The organism is Maribacter sp. 2-571 (genome assembly GCF_050589625.1).
Lineage (GTDB): Bacteria > Bacteroidota > Bacteroidia > Flavobacteriales > Flavobacteriaceae > Pelagihabitans.
Genome location: NZ_JBNGOP010000009.1, coordinates 1 through 15,153, shown reverse-complemented (window position 1 = coordinate 15,153; position 15,153 = coordinate 1). Strand labels below are relative to the sequence as shown.

Genomic DNA, 15,153 nt, shown 5'->3' with positions numbered 1-15,153 from the left:
CTTATTTCAACGCTACGGTATTCGTTTTAAAAGCCCTATTTTAGCGCAAAACGAACGAAACCGTTGAAAAAACTCGAACGTAGTCTATCCCTGACCGCCGTTATCGCCATTAGTATCGGCGGAATGCTGGGCAGCGGTATTTTTGTGCTTCCAGGGCTCGCCGCGGCGAAAACAGGTTCTTCGGTTTGGCTGGCCTATTTACTGGCTGCGGTATGTATTCTACCTGCCGCCCTTTCAAAATCGGAATTGGCCACCGCAATGCCCTCTTCGGGTGGTACTTATGTGTATATTGAACGTGCTTTTGGACCACTTTTCGGAACCATTGCCGGCATCGGACTATGGCTTTCCCTGTTGCTAAAATCGGCTTTTGCACTTGTCGGGTTTGGGGCCTATTTATCTATATTGGCCAATATTGAGTTGGGGCTGACCAAGTATATCGCAGTATTTTTTTTGGTCCTCATCCTGTTTCTGAACATTCTCGGTGTTAAAAAAGTAGGAAAGGTGCAATTGGTGATCGTTACCATAAGCATTGTTACCCTTGGCCTAATTTTACTTTTTGGGCTCCCCAATGTAAAGGCATCTCTGTTGGACCCCTTTTTATCGGAAGGAAAAATGGGCCTATTTTCTACGGTGGCCTTCGTATACATTTCCTATGCGGGGGTGACCAAAGTTGCTGCCATTGCCGGTGAAATTAAGAACCCGAGCAGGAACCTGCCTTTGGCCATGATCTTATCGCTATTGATCATGACCAGTATTTATGTGTTTATGGCCTTTGTGCTGGTCGGAAATATTCCCTTGGATTCCCTTTCTACGGATATCAAACCAATTTACACTATAGCCCATATGTTGGGAGGTACCTATATCGGATATGCCGCGGCGATGATCGGTGTGATCACATTGATTTCTATGGCGAATTCTGGAGTTTTAGCAGCTTCGCGCTTTCCATTCGCCATGGCCATAGACAAGTTATTGCCCGATTGGATGGGCAAGATACATTCCAAATACTTGACCCCTGTGGTGACCATTATCATGACCTGTACGGTTATGGCTTTGGTAATTTTGTTTCTGGATGTCGAAAAAATCGCAAAATTGGCCAGTGCCTTTATGGTGATGATGTTCATTTTTGTAAATGCATGTGTGATCGTGCTCCGGGAAACCTCCGCGCAATGGTATCGCCCTCCGTACCGTTCACCCTTATATCCCTTTGTACAGTTGTTCGGTATCTTTAGTGGTGTGGCGCTCCTTATTTTTCTGGGTCTTGGGCCAATGCTGGCCATCGTAGCCATTTTTGTGTTGGGCGCGATCATTTATTTAAAGTTTGGAAAGAATGCCACCCGTACGGGAATTTTAAGAAAATATGGCCACAGGCCGGCATTGTATCTGTTTTACAAAAGAAAGGGACAACAGGAGATTACCTATCGCAGCAACCAAAACAACGAAAACAAAAACTTGGACGGAAAGTTGATGTCCAATGCCGGGGTGGTGGTGCCCTTGCTCGGGAATGAGGCTTCTCCCGAAATGTTGGTAGAAATTGCGACCGCGATCAATAAGCGGGATACGGTTCAGGTAGTGAACATCACCGAGGTTCCCAACCAGACCTTTTTGGATGCCATGGCAGAGGAGAACCCCAAAGTGGTGTCGTTGGAACGTCGGATTTCCAGATTGGCGGAGGCCAAGGAGGTGGCCATCGATTTTGAGTCGGCGGTAACCCATGAAATGTCCGATACCATTCATGAGCTTAGTAATCAGACCCATTGCGATTGGTTGGTCATGGGGTGGAACGGTCGTGCCCATAGCGGTATTTTAGTGAGCAACCCTATCGGTTGGTTGCTGACCCATATCAATTCCGATTTTGCCCTTTTTAAGGATGATGGGGTACGGCATATCGGTAAAGTTTTATTGGCATTGCGTCCAGGGCGAAAAGACAAGAATTTTATTGCCGTGGCAGATCGTATCTGCCACTTTTACAACGCTTCCTTAACCTTATTGCATGTAGTTCCGGAAAAAACACCGGATGCGGAAATTACCGCCATGGAGGAACATGCCACTACCTTATTGAAAAAAGTGGACACCAAAAGCAAGGTCGTCATCGAAAAGGACGACGATCCTATTGCCACAATCTCTAAAAAATCGGCAAGTTTTGATCTGCTGATTTTGGGTACTCCACAAAAGGACAATTGGATTAGCGTGCTGTTCGGGACCGGGAAGGACCGGTTTACCGAACAATCGGCCTGTTCGGTATTGCGGTTGACCATGCGGGACTAAACGAACAGGCGCTACTTTTTTATTTTCTTTCCCAAAGGCTGTTTGGCTGTACTTTCGCTGTGAACACTAGGCCAGAAATCACTATTTTTAGTTTAAAATTGGAACCATGCTCGAGCTTGCCGGAATCATTATTTTAGGAATTATCGCACAATGGGTCGCTTGGCGGCTGAAATTACCGGCTATTTTACCTCTAATACTGATCGGTCTTTTAGTAGGGCCGCTCGCCACGCTCTACACGGATGATGGGCAAAAATTGATCGAACCGATATGGAACGGGAGCGCCGGACTTTTCCCCGGTGATGGCCTTTATTATTTCGTATCCTTGGCCATTAGTATTATTCTGTTTGAGGGCGGCCTGACGTTAAAGCAGTCGGAAATCCGTAATGTAGGCCCGGTAATTACCAAATTGATCACCTTGGGCAGTTTGGTCACCTTTTTTGGGGCCGGACTTGCCGCACATTATATTTTTGTACTCAGTTGGCAGATTTCCTTTTTGTTTTCCGCATTGATCATTGTTACCGGTCCTACGGTCATCACCCCTATTTTAAGAAATATTCCCTTGAAAAAGGATGTTTCGGCGGTTTTGAAATGGGAAGGTATTCTAATAGACCCTATCGGGGCCTTGGCGGCCGTGCTGGTGTTCGAGTTTATCAGTGTCGGCGAGGGGCAGGGGTATACTCAAATGGCCCTTATCGAGTTTGGAAAAATTTTATTGTTCGGTTTTACCTTCGGTTTCACGTTTGCCCATGCCTTGGCCTTTGCCATTAAAAAGAACTTTATTCCGCATTATTTATTGAACGTAGTATCGTTATCGGTAGTGTTATTGGTATTTGTGGAGTCCGATATTTTTGCACACGAATCGGGGCTTTTGGCGGTCGTGGTCATGGGAATGGTGATGGGAAACATGAATTTGCCGAACCTAAAGGAACTGTTGTATTTTAAGGAATCCCTTAGCGTGTTGCTCATCTCCATTTTGTTCATTTTGTTGGCGGCCAATATTAATATCAGCGATTTGGAGTTGATCTACAATTGGGAAACTTTGGGACTGTTTTTGATCATTGTGTTCGTCATCCGACCTTTGGGCGTTTTTTTGAGTGCGGCAGGATCGAATTTAAAGTTTAATGAAAAACTGTTTATCGGTTGGGTAGGACCAAGGGGTATCGTAGCTGCGGGAATTGCATCCCTGTTCGGTTCCAAATTGCTTGCCAACGGGGAACCCGGTGCCGAGTATATTACGCCCTTGGTGTTCGTGATCGTTTTGGGAACGGTACTGTTAAACGCCACTACCGCTAGGTTGTTTGCCAAGGCGATCGGAGTGTTTTTAAGAAAATCGGAGGGGATATTGATTATCGGGGCTTCCAAAGTTTCCCGTTTGATAGCGGAATATCTTCATAAGAACGGACGACATGTCGTGTTGATCGATAACAACCGGAACCATATTGAAAAAGCCAAAAAGTTGGGATTACAAGCTGTAAACGCCAACATTTATTCCGATAATCTTTCGGACAACCTCGAGCTTAGTAACGTAGGCTATTTGATGGCCCTTACCGGCAATTCGGATATCAATCAATTCGCTATCGATCGGTTCAAGGAACAATTCGGCGAGAACGGGTTTTTCCGCCTAGTCAATGCTGACGAAATGAACGATCCGGAAAATAACCCTAGGGAGGGCCTTTTTTCACATACCGATGATTTTATAAAGCTTATGGAGGCTACACGGAACTATCCTGCAATAAATGAAATCGATTTAAAGAATCAGGAACATTTTGAGGAACTTATCGCCTTTACCAAAGACGACGACGACATCATCCCTATCTTTCTAAAGACACCGGATGGCAATTTGATTATTATTCCTTCATACGCCACTGAAATCGACAATATTACCGAAGGGTTTAAATTGGTTTATATGGGCAAGGTATTCGACATGGAACTTTTGGTAGAAGAATCTTCGGGAAACTGAATAAGTTTTGAAACAGCTAGAACGTGATTAAAAGCACCCAAGGATCGGTATTGGGAGCACTAAAGGTGTTGCTGGTAACCTTCCCTATTTTTTTGGGAATTCCTGTTCTGGGATCGATCCATCGGTAATTTAGTTTTTGCGGAACGTTTTCTATCGTAATCTTCCCTCCGTTTTCGAGATATGACAGGTATACTTCCCCCTCTTTCATGAGTAATGGTTTTCCGTTAGCCATATCCCATCGTTTTTGGATGTCCGTAAAATCGACACCTTTTAAAATTTTACCGACCGTTCCAGCATAAGTCGCACCATCAAGGTGCAAAGCCTCTTCCCATGATACCATTTGATCGGACCAAGGGTCCCATCCGGTTTCGGCACCGGTAATTTTCCATTGCCAAAGGCTCGCCGCCCCATAAACGATGCCCATAGTACCGCCATACATGAGTTGCATCCATGCGTCTTGCCCTTGCCACCACCCACAACCGTTTTGGCCGCCGTTCATTCCCTCATAAGTGGGTTCTCCATTGGCAACGGCCTTTGTGGGGACATTATCGTACATCGCCGCTACTTTATGGTATTGATGTGTTTTGCCGTGGCCGGTCTGTGCCCATTGAAAATCGACCCATTCTTTGTCCTGATGCGACTTGTTAAAGTGCATACAACGTTTGTTGGGGTCGTTTTTTGACCATTCGGCCACAAAATCATCACATGGGCTATAATGGAGGCCCACCGGCTGTTGGTAGCAATCCCATTGCTGTAACATTTCACCACTCAGCTCAACCCCAGGATCGTTGCCATCATGATCTGCTGAAATTAACCAAAGGGCCGGGTTACTGCCGTATCTGGCCAGAAGGTACTTTACATATCGAACGTATTCCTCCGGTTGCACGCTGGTGCCCAAGACGGCTAACCCCTTCCATCCGAAACCTTGAAAAACAGGTTGAAAGACCGGAACCAGTTCGTTTGCGATAAGGATATCGACGAGGCCATCAAAATACTGAAAATAAGATACGTTTATTTGATTGAGATGCCCTAGGGAAATATCCTTGAAAGCTCTTTTAAAGCCCTGGTCCGTATTTCTCTTGTTTGGTCCCTTTGCTTGGGTGTCGGGTTGGAGGGTCATTAAAAGCACCATGTTAAACCCTTTTTCCCTTCTATTTTTTGCGTATATGCGTGCTTGCTCTTTTGTTGCCCTAAAAGGAAGGGCCCACGGGGTGTCCGCGGTCATTAAAAATGATTTTCCGGATTCATGTATCAGGTTTCGCTTCCCGGGCGATATTTGTAAAGGTCCTTCCCTTAACAGCTTATTTTCACCCAAATATGTTGTAGCAAAAAAAGCACCGGAAACACCGTGTAGGCCTTTATCTTGGTCATTACTACAACTCGAGCGCCATTGCCATCGTCCTGTTGAATCAGGTGGCGAAAAGCGGAGTTTCCAACTATTATCACCGTCCCAAAAGGCGGGGCGTACGAGCGTGTCGCCCTTTGCGTTGTAAAATTGTGCCCAGACATCTACATCCGTATAGGGGTTGTTGTAGTTGTTTTCAGCCTTTAAGTTCAATTCCACGGTATTCCACTGTGGAATTTTGGGAGCGGTGTTTTGGGAAAAGAGCGCGAAGGGCACACACCATATCACAGCATATTTGAGAAAGACCATTACAAATCGTATTGAGCGTTGGTGTTTAAAGGTAGTTCTTTTTATTTCATCCTTTTTAACGCCCCTTTCCCGGCGAAACGTTTTAAAAATGACTTCATACCGGAACATCGGTCGGTTTTCTCGGTTTCGGACAAAAAGTTGGAATTTGTGTGAAATTTGACGTAAAACTCCTAATAGCAGTATTAAGGGCCTTGTAGATTACCAGAAATACGCATAAATAACCATCCTTAACACCACCGATGTTTGGTTCATGGACTTCTTTATTTTAACAAGAGAAGCTAACGTAAAGTACTCATCCTTACCCCGAGAAAGGAGCGGTTTTTTCTACCGAGACGGAAATGTCCTCATCGGCTATCGGATAGGTTTCCCCGGCGACCATTTGAAAGAAATGAACGGCGGACTCCCGTTTAATTTTGTTTTTTAATAAGGGAAGATCAACATCGCCACTTTCTTGTTTCCATATAAAAACGGAATGTTGTGGCAATTGAATAATACGATGTTTTGCTGTAAACTGGGCAATATAAAATGTCATAGCTATCGGGGAAAATAAAACTCAATATATAACCTTTTCGGAAAGGAAATATTGCCCGACCCTTAATTAAAGCCTCTCAAAATTACGGATGGATTATCAAAAACGGAATCGTTTAAGCAATATAGTAGTAATGAGCCTGTTAATGGGGAGCAAAATTCAAACCAATTATACCATTCTTATGAAAAAATCATTTTTGTTTTTGGCCCTAGCGGCAACTTTTGCTTTTAGTACTTGTTCCAGTGATGTTGATGGTGGCTACAGTTGTGAATCTTGCATGGCACAGGAAGTTTCTGTTGAAATTTGTGATAATGGAGACGGCACCTACACCCCAACGGTTGACGGGGTTTGGCAAACCTTACAAGAATCGGAACTGGAAGGCTTAACGCCAAAACAGCTGGGCGATAGCACATGCGAGGCGTTAAACGTCCTATCCAACCCACTTTAGAAATAGCATTCGGGCCACTTTTCAATTGAGAGTGGCCTTTTTTTTAATCGTTCAATTTCAGCACCGCCATAAATGCCTGCTGTGGGATTTCTACATTGCCCACTTGGCGCATGCGTTTTTTTCCTTTTTTCTGCTTTTCCAACAGTTTTCGTTTTCGGGAAATATCCCCACCATAACATTTTGCGGTAACGTCCTTACGAAGGGCCTTAATGGTTTCCCGCGAAATTATTTTAGATCCAATAGCAGCTTGGATCGGGATATCGAATTGTTGCCGTGGAATGAGTTCCTTTAACTTTTCGCACATCTTTTTTCCGATGGTTACCGAATTGTCGAAGTGGATTAGGGCCGATAGGGCATCTACGGGCTGCGCGTTCAATAAAATATCTACCCGTACCAATTTGGAAGCCCGAAGTCCTATAGGGGCATAATCGAAAGATGCGTACCCTTTTGAAACCGTTTTTAAGCGGTCGTAAAAATCAAAAACGATTTCTGCCAAGGGCATATCGAAAGAGAGCTCTACGCGATCCGTGGTCAAATAGGTTTGGTTGGTGATCAACCCTCTTTTATCGATACATAAGGACATCACGTTGCCCACAAAATCAGACTTGGTAATAATCGTTGCCTTTATAAAAGGTTCCTCTACGCGATCAATGGTTGAAGGGTCGGGAAGGTCCGAAGGATTGTTAACGATCAAAGCGGTGTCCGGGTCTTTTCGGGTATACGCATGATAGCTAACGTTGGGGACCGTAGTGATAACGGTCATATTGAACTCGCGTTCCAGCCGTTCTTGGATGATTTCCATATGGAGCATGCCCAAAAAACCGCATCGGAATCCGAAACCTAGGGCAGCGCTACTTTCAGGGGAGAATACCAAGGAGGCATCGTTCAACTGTAGTTTTTCCATAGAGGAACGCAGTTCCTCGAAATCCTCAGTGTCCACAGGATAAATTCCGGCAAAGACCATGGGTTTTACATCCTCGAACCCGGCAATGGCGTTTTGCGTGGGCTGTGCCGCATCGGTAATGGTATCGCCCACTTTCACCTCACGGGCATCCTTTATACCGGTGATCAGGTAACCAACATCCCCGGCCTTGATACTTTGTTTGGGGTGTTGTTGCAGTTTTAAGGTACCTACCTCATCGGCAAAGTAACTTTTATCGGTGGCAACGAACTTTATCTTTTGTCCTTTTTTTATTTCGCCATTGATGACCCTGAAATAGGTTTCTACACCGCGAAAGGGATTGTAGACCGAATCAAAGACCAATGCCTGCAACGGCTCGTCGGAAACACCTTCCGGTGCGGGAATCCGTTCAATGATCGCTTGCAATATTTCTTCGATGCCGATACCCGTTTTGGCACTGGCAGGAATTACCTCCTCGGCCTTACACCCGAGCAGGTCCACAATATCGTCGGTCACTTCCTCCGGACTGGCACTGGGCAAATCTACCTTGTTGAGTACCGGAATAATTTCCAAGTCGTTTTCAAGCGCCAAATAAAGATTGCTAATGGTCTGTGCCTGAATGCTCTGTGCCGCGTCGACCACTAAAAGTGCTCCCTCACATGCCGCAATGGAACGGGAAACCTCGTAGGAGAAATCTACGTGTCCCGGAGTATCGATAAGGTTAAGAACGTATTCTTCGCCCTGATAGGTGTACTCCATTTGAATGGCATGACTTTTTATGGTAATGCCCCGTTCGCGCTCGAGATCCATACTATCGAGCAATTGTTCTTTTTTTTCCCGATCGCTCACCGAACCGGTAAAGTCCAACAGTCGGTCCGCCAGGGTACTCTTCCCATGGTCGATATGGGCGATGATACAAAAATTACGAATATGCTTCATATGTTATACGCTTCGAGTGCAGGGGCTTATGCGCGTTGCAAAGATAGCGCAAAAACAAAAGGGTATTGCTAGGCCTCTTCAATAATATCAAATATTGGGAGCAAAGCCCCATTTTTCAAAATGACCACCATTTACGTAGGTAATTACGGATAAAATACGTTAGTTTTAATGTCATGTTATATTGAAATGTGAGAAATTTTGTATTAACACTTTTTTTTACGGGTCTGTTAAGCTGTTCGCTTCAGGCCCAGCTGCACCAAATTTCAGGTAAGGTGGTCGATGAAGCTGGGGAGACCATTCCTTTTGCCAGTATATTTCTTTTGGATAGCAGTTACACCACCGTGGCCAAAGGGACCGCTGCCGATGAAAACGGTTTTTTTAGTATTGGGGAAATTGTTCCGGGCAGCTATTTTATTAAAGCGAGTTATATTGAAAACGAATCCGAACCGGAAATCTTGGAAATTGCAAAGGATTTGGCTGCACTTGAAATTGTGCTACGGCCAAATCAGGTGCTGGACGAAGTGGTGGTGGTTTCGCAACAGCCCCGTTTTGAACAGAAGGTAGATCGCCTGGTTTTTACCATTGCTAATACTTCCTTAACGGACAGCGATGTTTGGGACGTTTTGAAACGGACTCCTTCGGTAGTGATCTTACAGGACAAAATTGTGGTGAAAGGGCAAGATGACATTAAGGTCCTGATCAACGACAGACCGGTAAACCTGCCCAAGGAGGAACTCATCGATCTGCTATCGGGGACCTCCGCCAGTAGTGTGGAGGCCATTGAAATTATTACCAACCCGCCGGCGAACTATAGTGCAGAGGGGGCATTGCTTATCAACATTAAAATGAGCAAAAACCTGACAGCAAGGTATAATGGATCTGTTTTCAAGCGTTTTGACCAAGGTGTCTTTCCAAAATACACCCTTGGTACCGACCATTATTTTAAGGGCAACAAAACGGACCTTTCTATCAATTACAGTTACGGTTCCTCAAAGAAACTGACCCGCTATACCGATGTTGCCAACTTTATCGAAAACGGATCGGTGGCGTCGACCTGGACCACGGAGCAAGAACGCATAAGAAGGCAGAACCAACATAGCCTGACCGCTTTTTTGGACATTACCGTGGATAAAAACAATACCATCGGAATTTCTACCATAAATACCTACGCGCCCAAAGTAGATCAAATGGCCAAATCGGAAACGCTGATCGATGACCCTAACGGAAACCTGCAACGTAGCTTTAACAGTCTGAACGAAACGCCCGGCGACAGATCGAATAACTCGGTCTATCTGGATTGGACACACCGTACCGGAGAGGGAGGGGGAACGATTTCGGTGAATTCCCATTATACCCGTTATGACGATAGTCGGGAGCAGGAATTGGATACCGATTTTTTTGATGCGAACGGTACCCTTACAGATCAAGACAATTTTGTGACCGGAACACGGCAAAAGATCGATCTGTGGAGCCTTCAGTCCAACTATAATGTGAAATTGGATACCTTTTGGAGGCTTACTTCCGGTTTGCGATATGCGGGAATCTATTCCCAGAGTACCATTTCACAGGAAGGGTTCGATCGTGACCAGCCAGGAATAGACCCTACCGAATCGGGCACTTTTGACTATGATGAAAATATTTATGCCGCCTATTTAAGTACCAATGCCAGTTGGGCAAAATGGAAGCTAAAAATGGGTCTTAGGGGTGAGTTTACCAAAACCGTTGGGCAGTTGAACACGGCGATGGAAACAAATCGTAGAAGCTACTTTGAACTTTTCCCCTCGTTCTCCGTAAACTTTTTACCCAGCAAAAAGAACAGTATTTTGCTGTACTACTATCGGCGCATCAATAGGCCTAGATATAATCTTATCAACCCCTTTCAGTATTTTCAGAGCGTCAACTCCGTTCAGGAGGGAAACCCCAACCTATTGCCCGCGGTGCGGAATTATGTACAACTGGGGTACACGTTTGATCGCAGTTATACCATTGATGTTTTTTATAGAGTTCAGAAAAACCAATTTCGAAACCAGGTCTTTCAGGACAACGAAACCAATTTGCTGCGGTTTATAAGTACCAACTTGATCCGCAATATTTCCTATGGGGCGGATTTTTCCATCAATAAGAATTTTACAAACCGGTTGAGTTCCTATCTGACCCTGTCGGGGTCGTCATATTCGAACCGATTTCGGGATTTGACATCGGGAACGATAGTCGACAATGATATTGTTCTTATGACATTTAGAACGAACCATACATTTTCATTTTTGGAAGATCGCAGTTTGACCGCCGACCTTCTCTATTTTTATAAGACTCCCGTTATCGTCGGAAACACCCGCCAAAACGGGTATAGTGGCTTGAATATCGGATTTCGAAAGACACTTTGGAACAAAAAAGGAAGTTTTTCCCTCGAAGTGGTCGATATTTTTAATCAGGGCAATCTATTGGATACCAGGCAATTTTTGGATCAAAATAACAGCGCCAGTATCAGACGGGAAAACCGCCTGTTACGGCTGGCCTTCCGGTATCGGTTTGGGGACTCGGGCATCAAAAACAACAAGAAATCTAAAAAAGTAGATGAACAAAAACGCATCTAATACCATTTCAAAGTTAAAATGGTAAAACCCCTTCGTTGTTCACAGGCGTTAGCTAAAAACCTGCACTTTAGCGAAACCCTCTCCTCCACGAGTATTGGGAATAAATAATTTTCAATACCTCGGCAACCTTTACGAATCACTAAACATTTTACTGCCAGCTTTTTACCACTACGCTGATACAATGAACTCATTTAGACTTTTTTCCCCGAACTGTCGGGAGGCTAAAAAATTGCCCTTTTCGCTCGACGCGCCGGCCGGCTCCTCATCAAAAGCCAAATCATTGGCTTTTTCTTTCGGCCCTGTCTTTTTTTCCTCCCGTAGCCCTGCTATGAAACTCAAAAAAGTCTTCAACAGGACTTAAAATGGATAATTTTCGCTTCAATCCAAAAAGTCTAAATGAGTTCAATGTTTAAAAAGAATCTCATTCCTTTTCCATGAACCGATATATATTAAAACCCTCCCAGGGCACCGCTGCATATTCCCAAGCTGACCACTAAATAGACACCCGCCAAAATATAGCATACCTTGGCAATTTTTTTATTCTTTTTTTGGGAGAGAACCCCTATTAAAACAAGGACCAAAGGCGGTCCGAGCATGATTAGAAAAATGATGGTCAGTAAGCCATCAAGGTTGCCTACCTCCAAGGGAATACCAATATACATGTGTTCTCAATTTTAATAAACATTTTATTGGCACCGCCAAAGGATTTAATTCCTCAAGGCTTGCCTCGAAATTAAACGTTTGCTTCCTGCGAATGCCTCGTGGGCTTCCCCGGGGGGGGTAGTTTACTACCGAACCGATTCAGTAGCCGAGCGTTTTAAAAACCCCAGTTGAAGGGCATGGCGTGGTAATCGGTCCCTTAAACTACATTCCTCCAATGCTACAAAGCCCAAGCGATACCAAAAAACATATTCCCGCTATAATGAATAACGTTTTTGCCGATTTTTTATCTTTTGTGAACAACAGGATGATGGCAATCAATAAAAACAAAAACCCGGGCAGTAACATTACTACTCCAAAAACGAAGGCATCGCTAAAATAGAGCTCTAATGGCAAATGGATACGCATATCTTTATTATTTGACGTCCAACGAAAGGTTGGCGAGCATGATGCCACAGGTACCCAAACTGATTAATAGGTAGACCCCGGTAAGGATAAAAAAAATCTTTGCCCGTTTTTTCTTCTTTTTGACCAAACTCACCAGGGCAACGATAAAAAATATCAAGGCCGGTCCGAACAACAAAAGAAATATAGCGCTCATACGATTTCGTTCTGTAGTTGTTTTAAGTACGCGACCTTATCGTCCCTGTAGAACAGGTTCATGGTCTCAAAGGGTATAATTTGATAGTCTTTGTTCACGATATGTACGCAGGACTTTTTGATGGCCCTTACATCAAAATTATGGGCATCTATAAATTGCATGATGATGATTCGGAACAGATTATCGTACCCCAGTTCCGGAGCATCGATTTCCGGTAAACAGCACATGATGCTTTTCAGGTTTTCCGAGGCTTTTTCCACGGAATTACCGGTGCTGAACAGCTCTATCATTTTACCATGTAGCTCGTGATCTTGCTCATAGATAATGGTATTCTTGCCCTCGTTCAATAAGTCGTCCGGGTTAATGAAGCGGGTCAAGGGGCTCACTTCGTTTCCGATTTTTAGGGCATAGGCCATTACCAGGGCATCAGGATTACAGGGTACGGGAATCAGGTCGTCGGGTTCAAAAATAGGGGACTGCTCCAAAATTTTCCGGCGCACCTCCGTTAGGGTGATCCGGTTTTCCCCGGCATCGAAATTTTCCAACCTTCCCGCAATTTGTGTGGGCTGAAAAGTAACGCCCCGAACACACTTTTGTTTGACCGCAAAATCGATGGTTTTCCCCATTTCAAGATCGTTCAGTCCCTTTTGCAAGGTAACGACCAAGGTGGTGGAAAGATTGAGTTGGTTGAGGTGTTCCAAAGCTTGCAACCTTGTTTCCGCCAGATTGGCGCCCCGAAGCGTTTGCAACACGGCATTGTCCAACGAATCGAACTGCAGGTATATTTCAAAATCGGGGGCATAGGTCGCCAGTTTTTTAGCAAAGTCCAGGTCCTTGGCTATTTTAATTCCATTGGTATTGACCATCAAATGGCGTATCGGAAGCGATTTGGCATAGTCCAAAATTTCAAAAAATTCTGGATGTATCGTAGGCTCCCCCCCGCTGATCTGAACCACATCGGGCTCTCCTTCATTTCTTACGATCGCATCGAGCATCAATTTTATTTCCGCTAAGGTCCGGTGTCTTCCGTAAGTGGGGGACGATCCCGCATAGCAGGTAGGGCAGGTAAGGTTACAGCGGTCGGTAACTTCTACCACGGTAAGGCAGGAATGTTGCTCATGGTCCGGGCAAAGCCCACAATCGTAAGGGCACCCATAGTGTGTTTTGGTATTGAAGGTTTTCGGATATTCGGAAGCTTTGTTATAATTGCGTATGTTCTTGTAATATTCAATATCGTCCGCAATGAGCACCTTACTGCGCCCATGGGTCTTGCAATGCTTCAGCATGTACACCTTTTCGTTTTCGAACACGATTTTTGCATCCACCCTACGCAGGCATTCCGGGCATAGGCTCAACGTAAAATCGTAATAGGTATAGTTTTTTTCAGCCATGGGATAGCGCGTTGCGTATGGTTCTTTGATAATACAGTAAACAAATTAAACATAATATTTGGATGCTACTGAGCCCTGAGATAAAAAATGTATTGGGTTTCAAAAACTCGATACAAAATCGAAACAGAAAGTAGGCGATCATAAAAACCTTGAAAAGCAATCCTTCTTCAAAACGGATGAACCGTTTTTCAAACCGCTTTAAGCCGGCGAACAGTAGTATTAGAAAAACGACCTCGTACAAAGCAATGGGATGTCGGAGCAGGCCATCGCCAAGGTCCATGCCGAGAAATAGGGTTGTGGCCTTACCATATGTAAATTCCTTGGTTCCGCTCAAAAAACACCCGATACGCCCGATGATAATGCCAAGTATAATGGGAAACGTAAACAAATCGCCCGAGGATTGTTTTTCCCGAATGACTTTTTTCGCCAGTTCTACGCCCAAAAGTCCCCCAAAGAGCCCGCCCATAATCGTTTTGTTGTTTAATAACGCTATCCATCCCTGTTGCAGGTGTACGGGGGGATTTTCCATGAACGCCACCAAGCGGGAGAGGAACAAGGCCCCAAAGATGGCTCCTATAATGATCGATAATCGGTTGTTGGAAGAAATCGTGTCCGTACGGTGTTTTCTAAGGTATACATAATACCGAAAAGCGACGAAAAAGGCAGCGTATTCCAGTACCAGATGTATGTTTATCTGAGTCCCGAAAAGGGACGGTTCGTAAGGAATGGTTCCGTTAACTGGCATATGTATCTGTAAAGTACCCGTTTTGTGTTATACCACTTTGGCTTTGAAACGGTATCGTATCGTTTTCAAATGTAAGGATGTAAAAACAAGGGGCCTTCATGGTTTTCAGTGATTTTAGAAAATGTGGCCCGTTAGTTTCTAAAATGAGCCGACGTAACGGAGTCATTGATCACAATTATTAGGGCGTGTTAACACAAAATAGGTATCTTTGTTAAATGGAATTGACGGATACCCAATTTGAAACGATCAGCTCTCATTTGCCCGTGAAACGCGGCAACGTGAGACTTTCGGACCATGATGTCCTGAACGCCATATTGTATGTTGCCGAGCAGGGTTGCAAGTGGCGTGCGCTCCCGGAACGGTTCGGGAACTGGCACACGGTCTATACCAGGATGAACAGATGGTCGAAGAACGGCACCCTGGACAAGGTCTTCGAGGCCCTGCAGAAGAACGGTATAATACGCGT

Annotated in this window: 13 protein-coding genes; 5 read left to right on the top strand and 8 right to left on the bottom strand. The window is 44.7% G+C overall.

Translation table 11 applies throughout. The features are described 5' to 3' along the window. The first annotated feature begins 63 nt into the window (after positions 1-63). Both ACRD7P_RS08310 and ACRD7P_RS08305 read left to right on the top strand, forming a co-directional pair. Entirely contained in the window at positions 64-2,265 is a 2,202-nt protein-coding gene (locus tag ACRD7P_RS08310) for an amino acid permease (protein WP_430907083.1), read from the top strand. A 106-nt stretch (positions 2,266-2,371) separates the two neighbouring features. Beyond that, positions 2,372-4,225 (top strand): cation:proton antiporter, encoded by a 1,854-nt coding sequence (locus ACRD7P_RS08305; RefSeq protein ID WP_430907082.1) that lies wholly within the window; start codon positions 2,372-2,374, stop codon positions 4,223-4,225. A 16-nt stretch (positions 4,226-4,241) separates the two neighbouring features. Here ACRD7P_RS08305 and ACRD7P_RS08300 read toward each other — a convergent pair whose 3' ends face one another. Together ACRD7P_RS08300 and ACRD7P_RS08295 are read right to left on the bottom strand one after the other, a co-directional pair. After that, positions 4,242-5,879, bottom strand: coding sequence for a DUF4038 domain-containing protein (locus ACRD7P_RS08300; protein ID WP_430907081.1), 1,638 nt, complete (start codon positions 5,877-5,879; stop codon positions 4,242-4,244). Positions 5,880-6,177: 298 nt separating this feature from the next. Next, positions 6,178-6,411 carry a GTP-binding protein LepA gene (locus ACRD7P_RS08295; protein WP_430907080.1) on the bottom strand — a complete coding sequence of 78 codons (234 nt, stop codon included), beginning with the start codon at positions 6,409-6,411 and terminating at the stop codon, positions 6,178-6,180. 178 nt (positions 6,412-6,589) lie between these two features. Here ACRD7P_RS08295 and ACRD7P_RS08290 point away from each other — a divergent pair, with 178 nt between their 5' ends. Beyond that, entirely contained in the window at positions 6,590-6,856 is a 267-nt protein-coding gene (locus ACRD7P_RS08290) for a hypothetical protein (protein ID WP_430907079.1), read from the top strand. 43 nt (positions 6,857-6,899) lie between these two features. On the opposite strand, the gene lepA is transcribed toward ACRD7P_RS08290, so the two are convergent. Continuing rightward, positions 6,900-8,696 (bottom strand): translation elongation factor 4, encoded by a 1,797-nt coding sequence (gene lepA, locus ACRD7P_RS08285; RefSeq protein WP_430907078.1) that lies wholly within the window; start codon positions 8,694-8,696, stop codon positions 6,900-6,902. A gap of 188 nt (positions 8,697-8,884) precedes the next feature. Between lepA and ACRD7P_RS08280 the strand changes: the two genes are divergently transcribed. Beyond that, complete coding sequence (locus ACRD7P_RS08280) at positions 8,885-11,290, top strand: outer membrane beta-barrel family protein (RefSeq protein WP_430907077.1); 2,406 nt, start codon at positions 8,885-8,887, stop codon at positions 11,288-11,290. A 449-nt stretch (positions 11,291-11,739) separates the two neighbouring features. Here the strand turns inward: ACRD7P_RS08280 and ACRD7P_RS08275 are convergent, their stop codons facing one another. From ACRD7P_RS08275 to ACRD7P_RS08255, 5 genes are all read right to left on the bottom strand, one after another. Next, complete coding sequence (locus ACRD7P_RS08275; protein WP_430907076.1) at positions 11,740-11,952, bottom strand: hypothetical protein; 213 nt, start codon at positions 11,950-11,952, stop codon at positions 11,740-11,742. Positions 11,953-12,154: 202 nt separating this feature from the next. Beyond that, on the bottom strand, positions 12,155-12,358 hold the full coding sequence (locus tag ACRD7P_RS08270; RefSeq protein WP_430907075.1) for a hypothetical protein: 204 nt from the start codon (positions 12,356-12,358) through the stop codon (positions 12,155-12,157). 7 nt (positions 12,359-12,365) lie between these two features. Beyond that, positions 12,366-12,551: a hypothetical protein gene (locus tag ACRD7P_RS08265; RefSeq protein WP_430907074.1), complete on the bottom strand. Its 186-nt coding sequence runs from the start codon at positions 12,549-12,551 to the stop codon at positions 12,366-12,368. Continuing rightward, complete coding sequence (locus ACRD7P_RS08260; RefSeq protein ID WP_430907073.1) at positions 12,548-13,942, bottom strand: radical SAM protein; 1,395 nt, start codon at positions 13,940-13,942, stop codon at positions 12,548-12,550. The genes ACRD7P_RS08265 and ACRD7P_RS08260 overlap by 4 nt, the downstream gene beginning before the upstream one ends. After that, the gene (locus ACRD7P_RS08255) at positions 13,935-14,687 is read right to left on the bottom strand and encodes a prolipoprotein diacylglyceryl transferase family protein (protein ID WP_430907072.1); all 753 of its coding nucleotides are present in this window, start codon (positions 14,685-14,687) and stop codon (positions 13,935-13,937) included. Before ACRD7P_RS08255 ends, ACRD7P_RS08260 begins: the two co-directional genes overlap by 8 nt. 215 nt (positions 14,688-14,902) lie before the next feature. Between ACRD7P_RS08255 and ACRD7P_RS08250 the strand changes: the two genes are divergently transcribed. Next, the coding region (locus tag ACRD7P_RS08250; protein WP_430907071.1) for a transposase at positions 14,903-15,153 on the top strand (251 nt) is incomplete at its 3' end.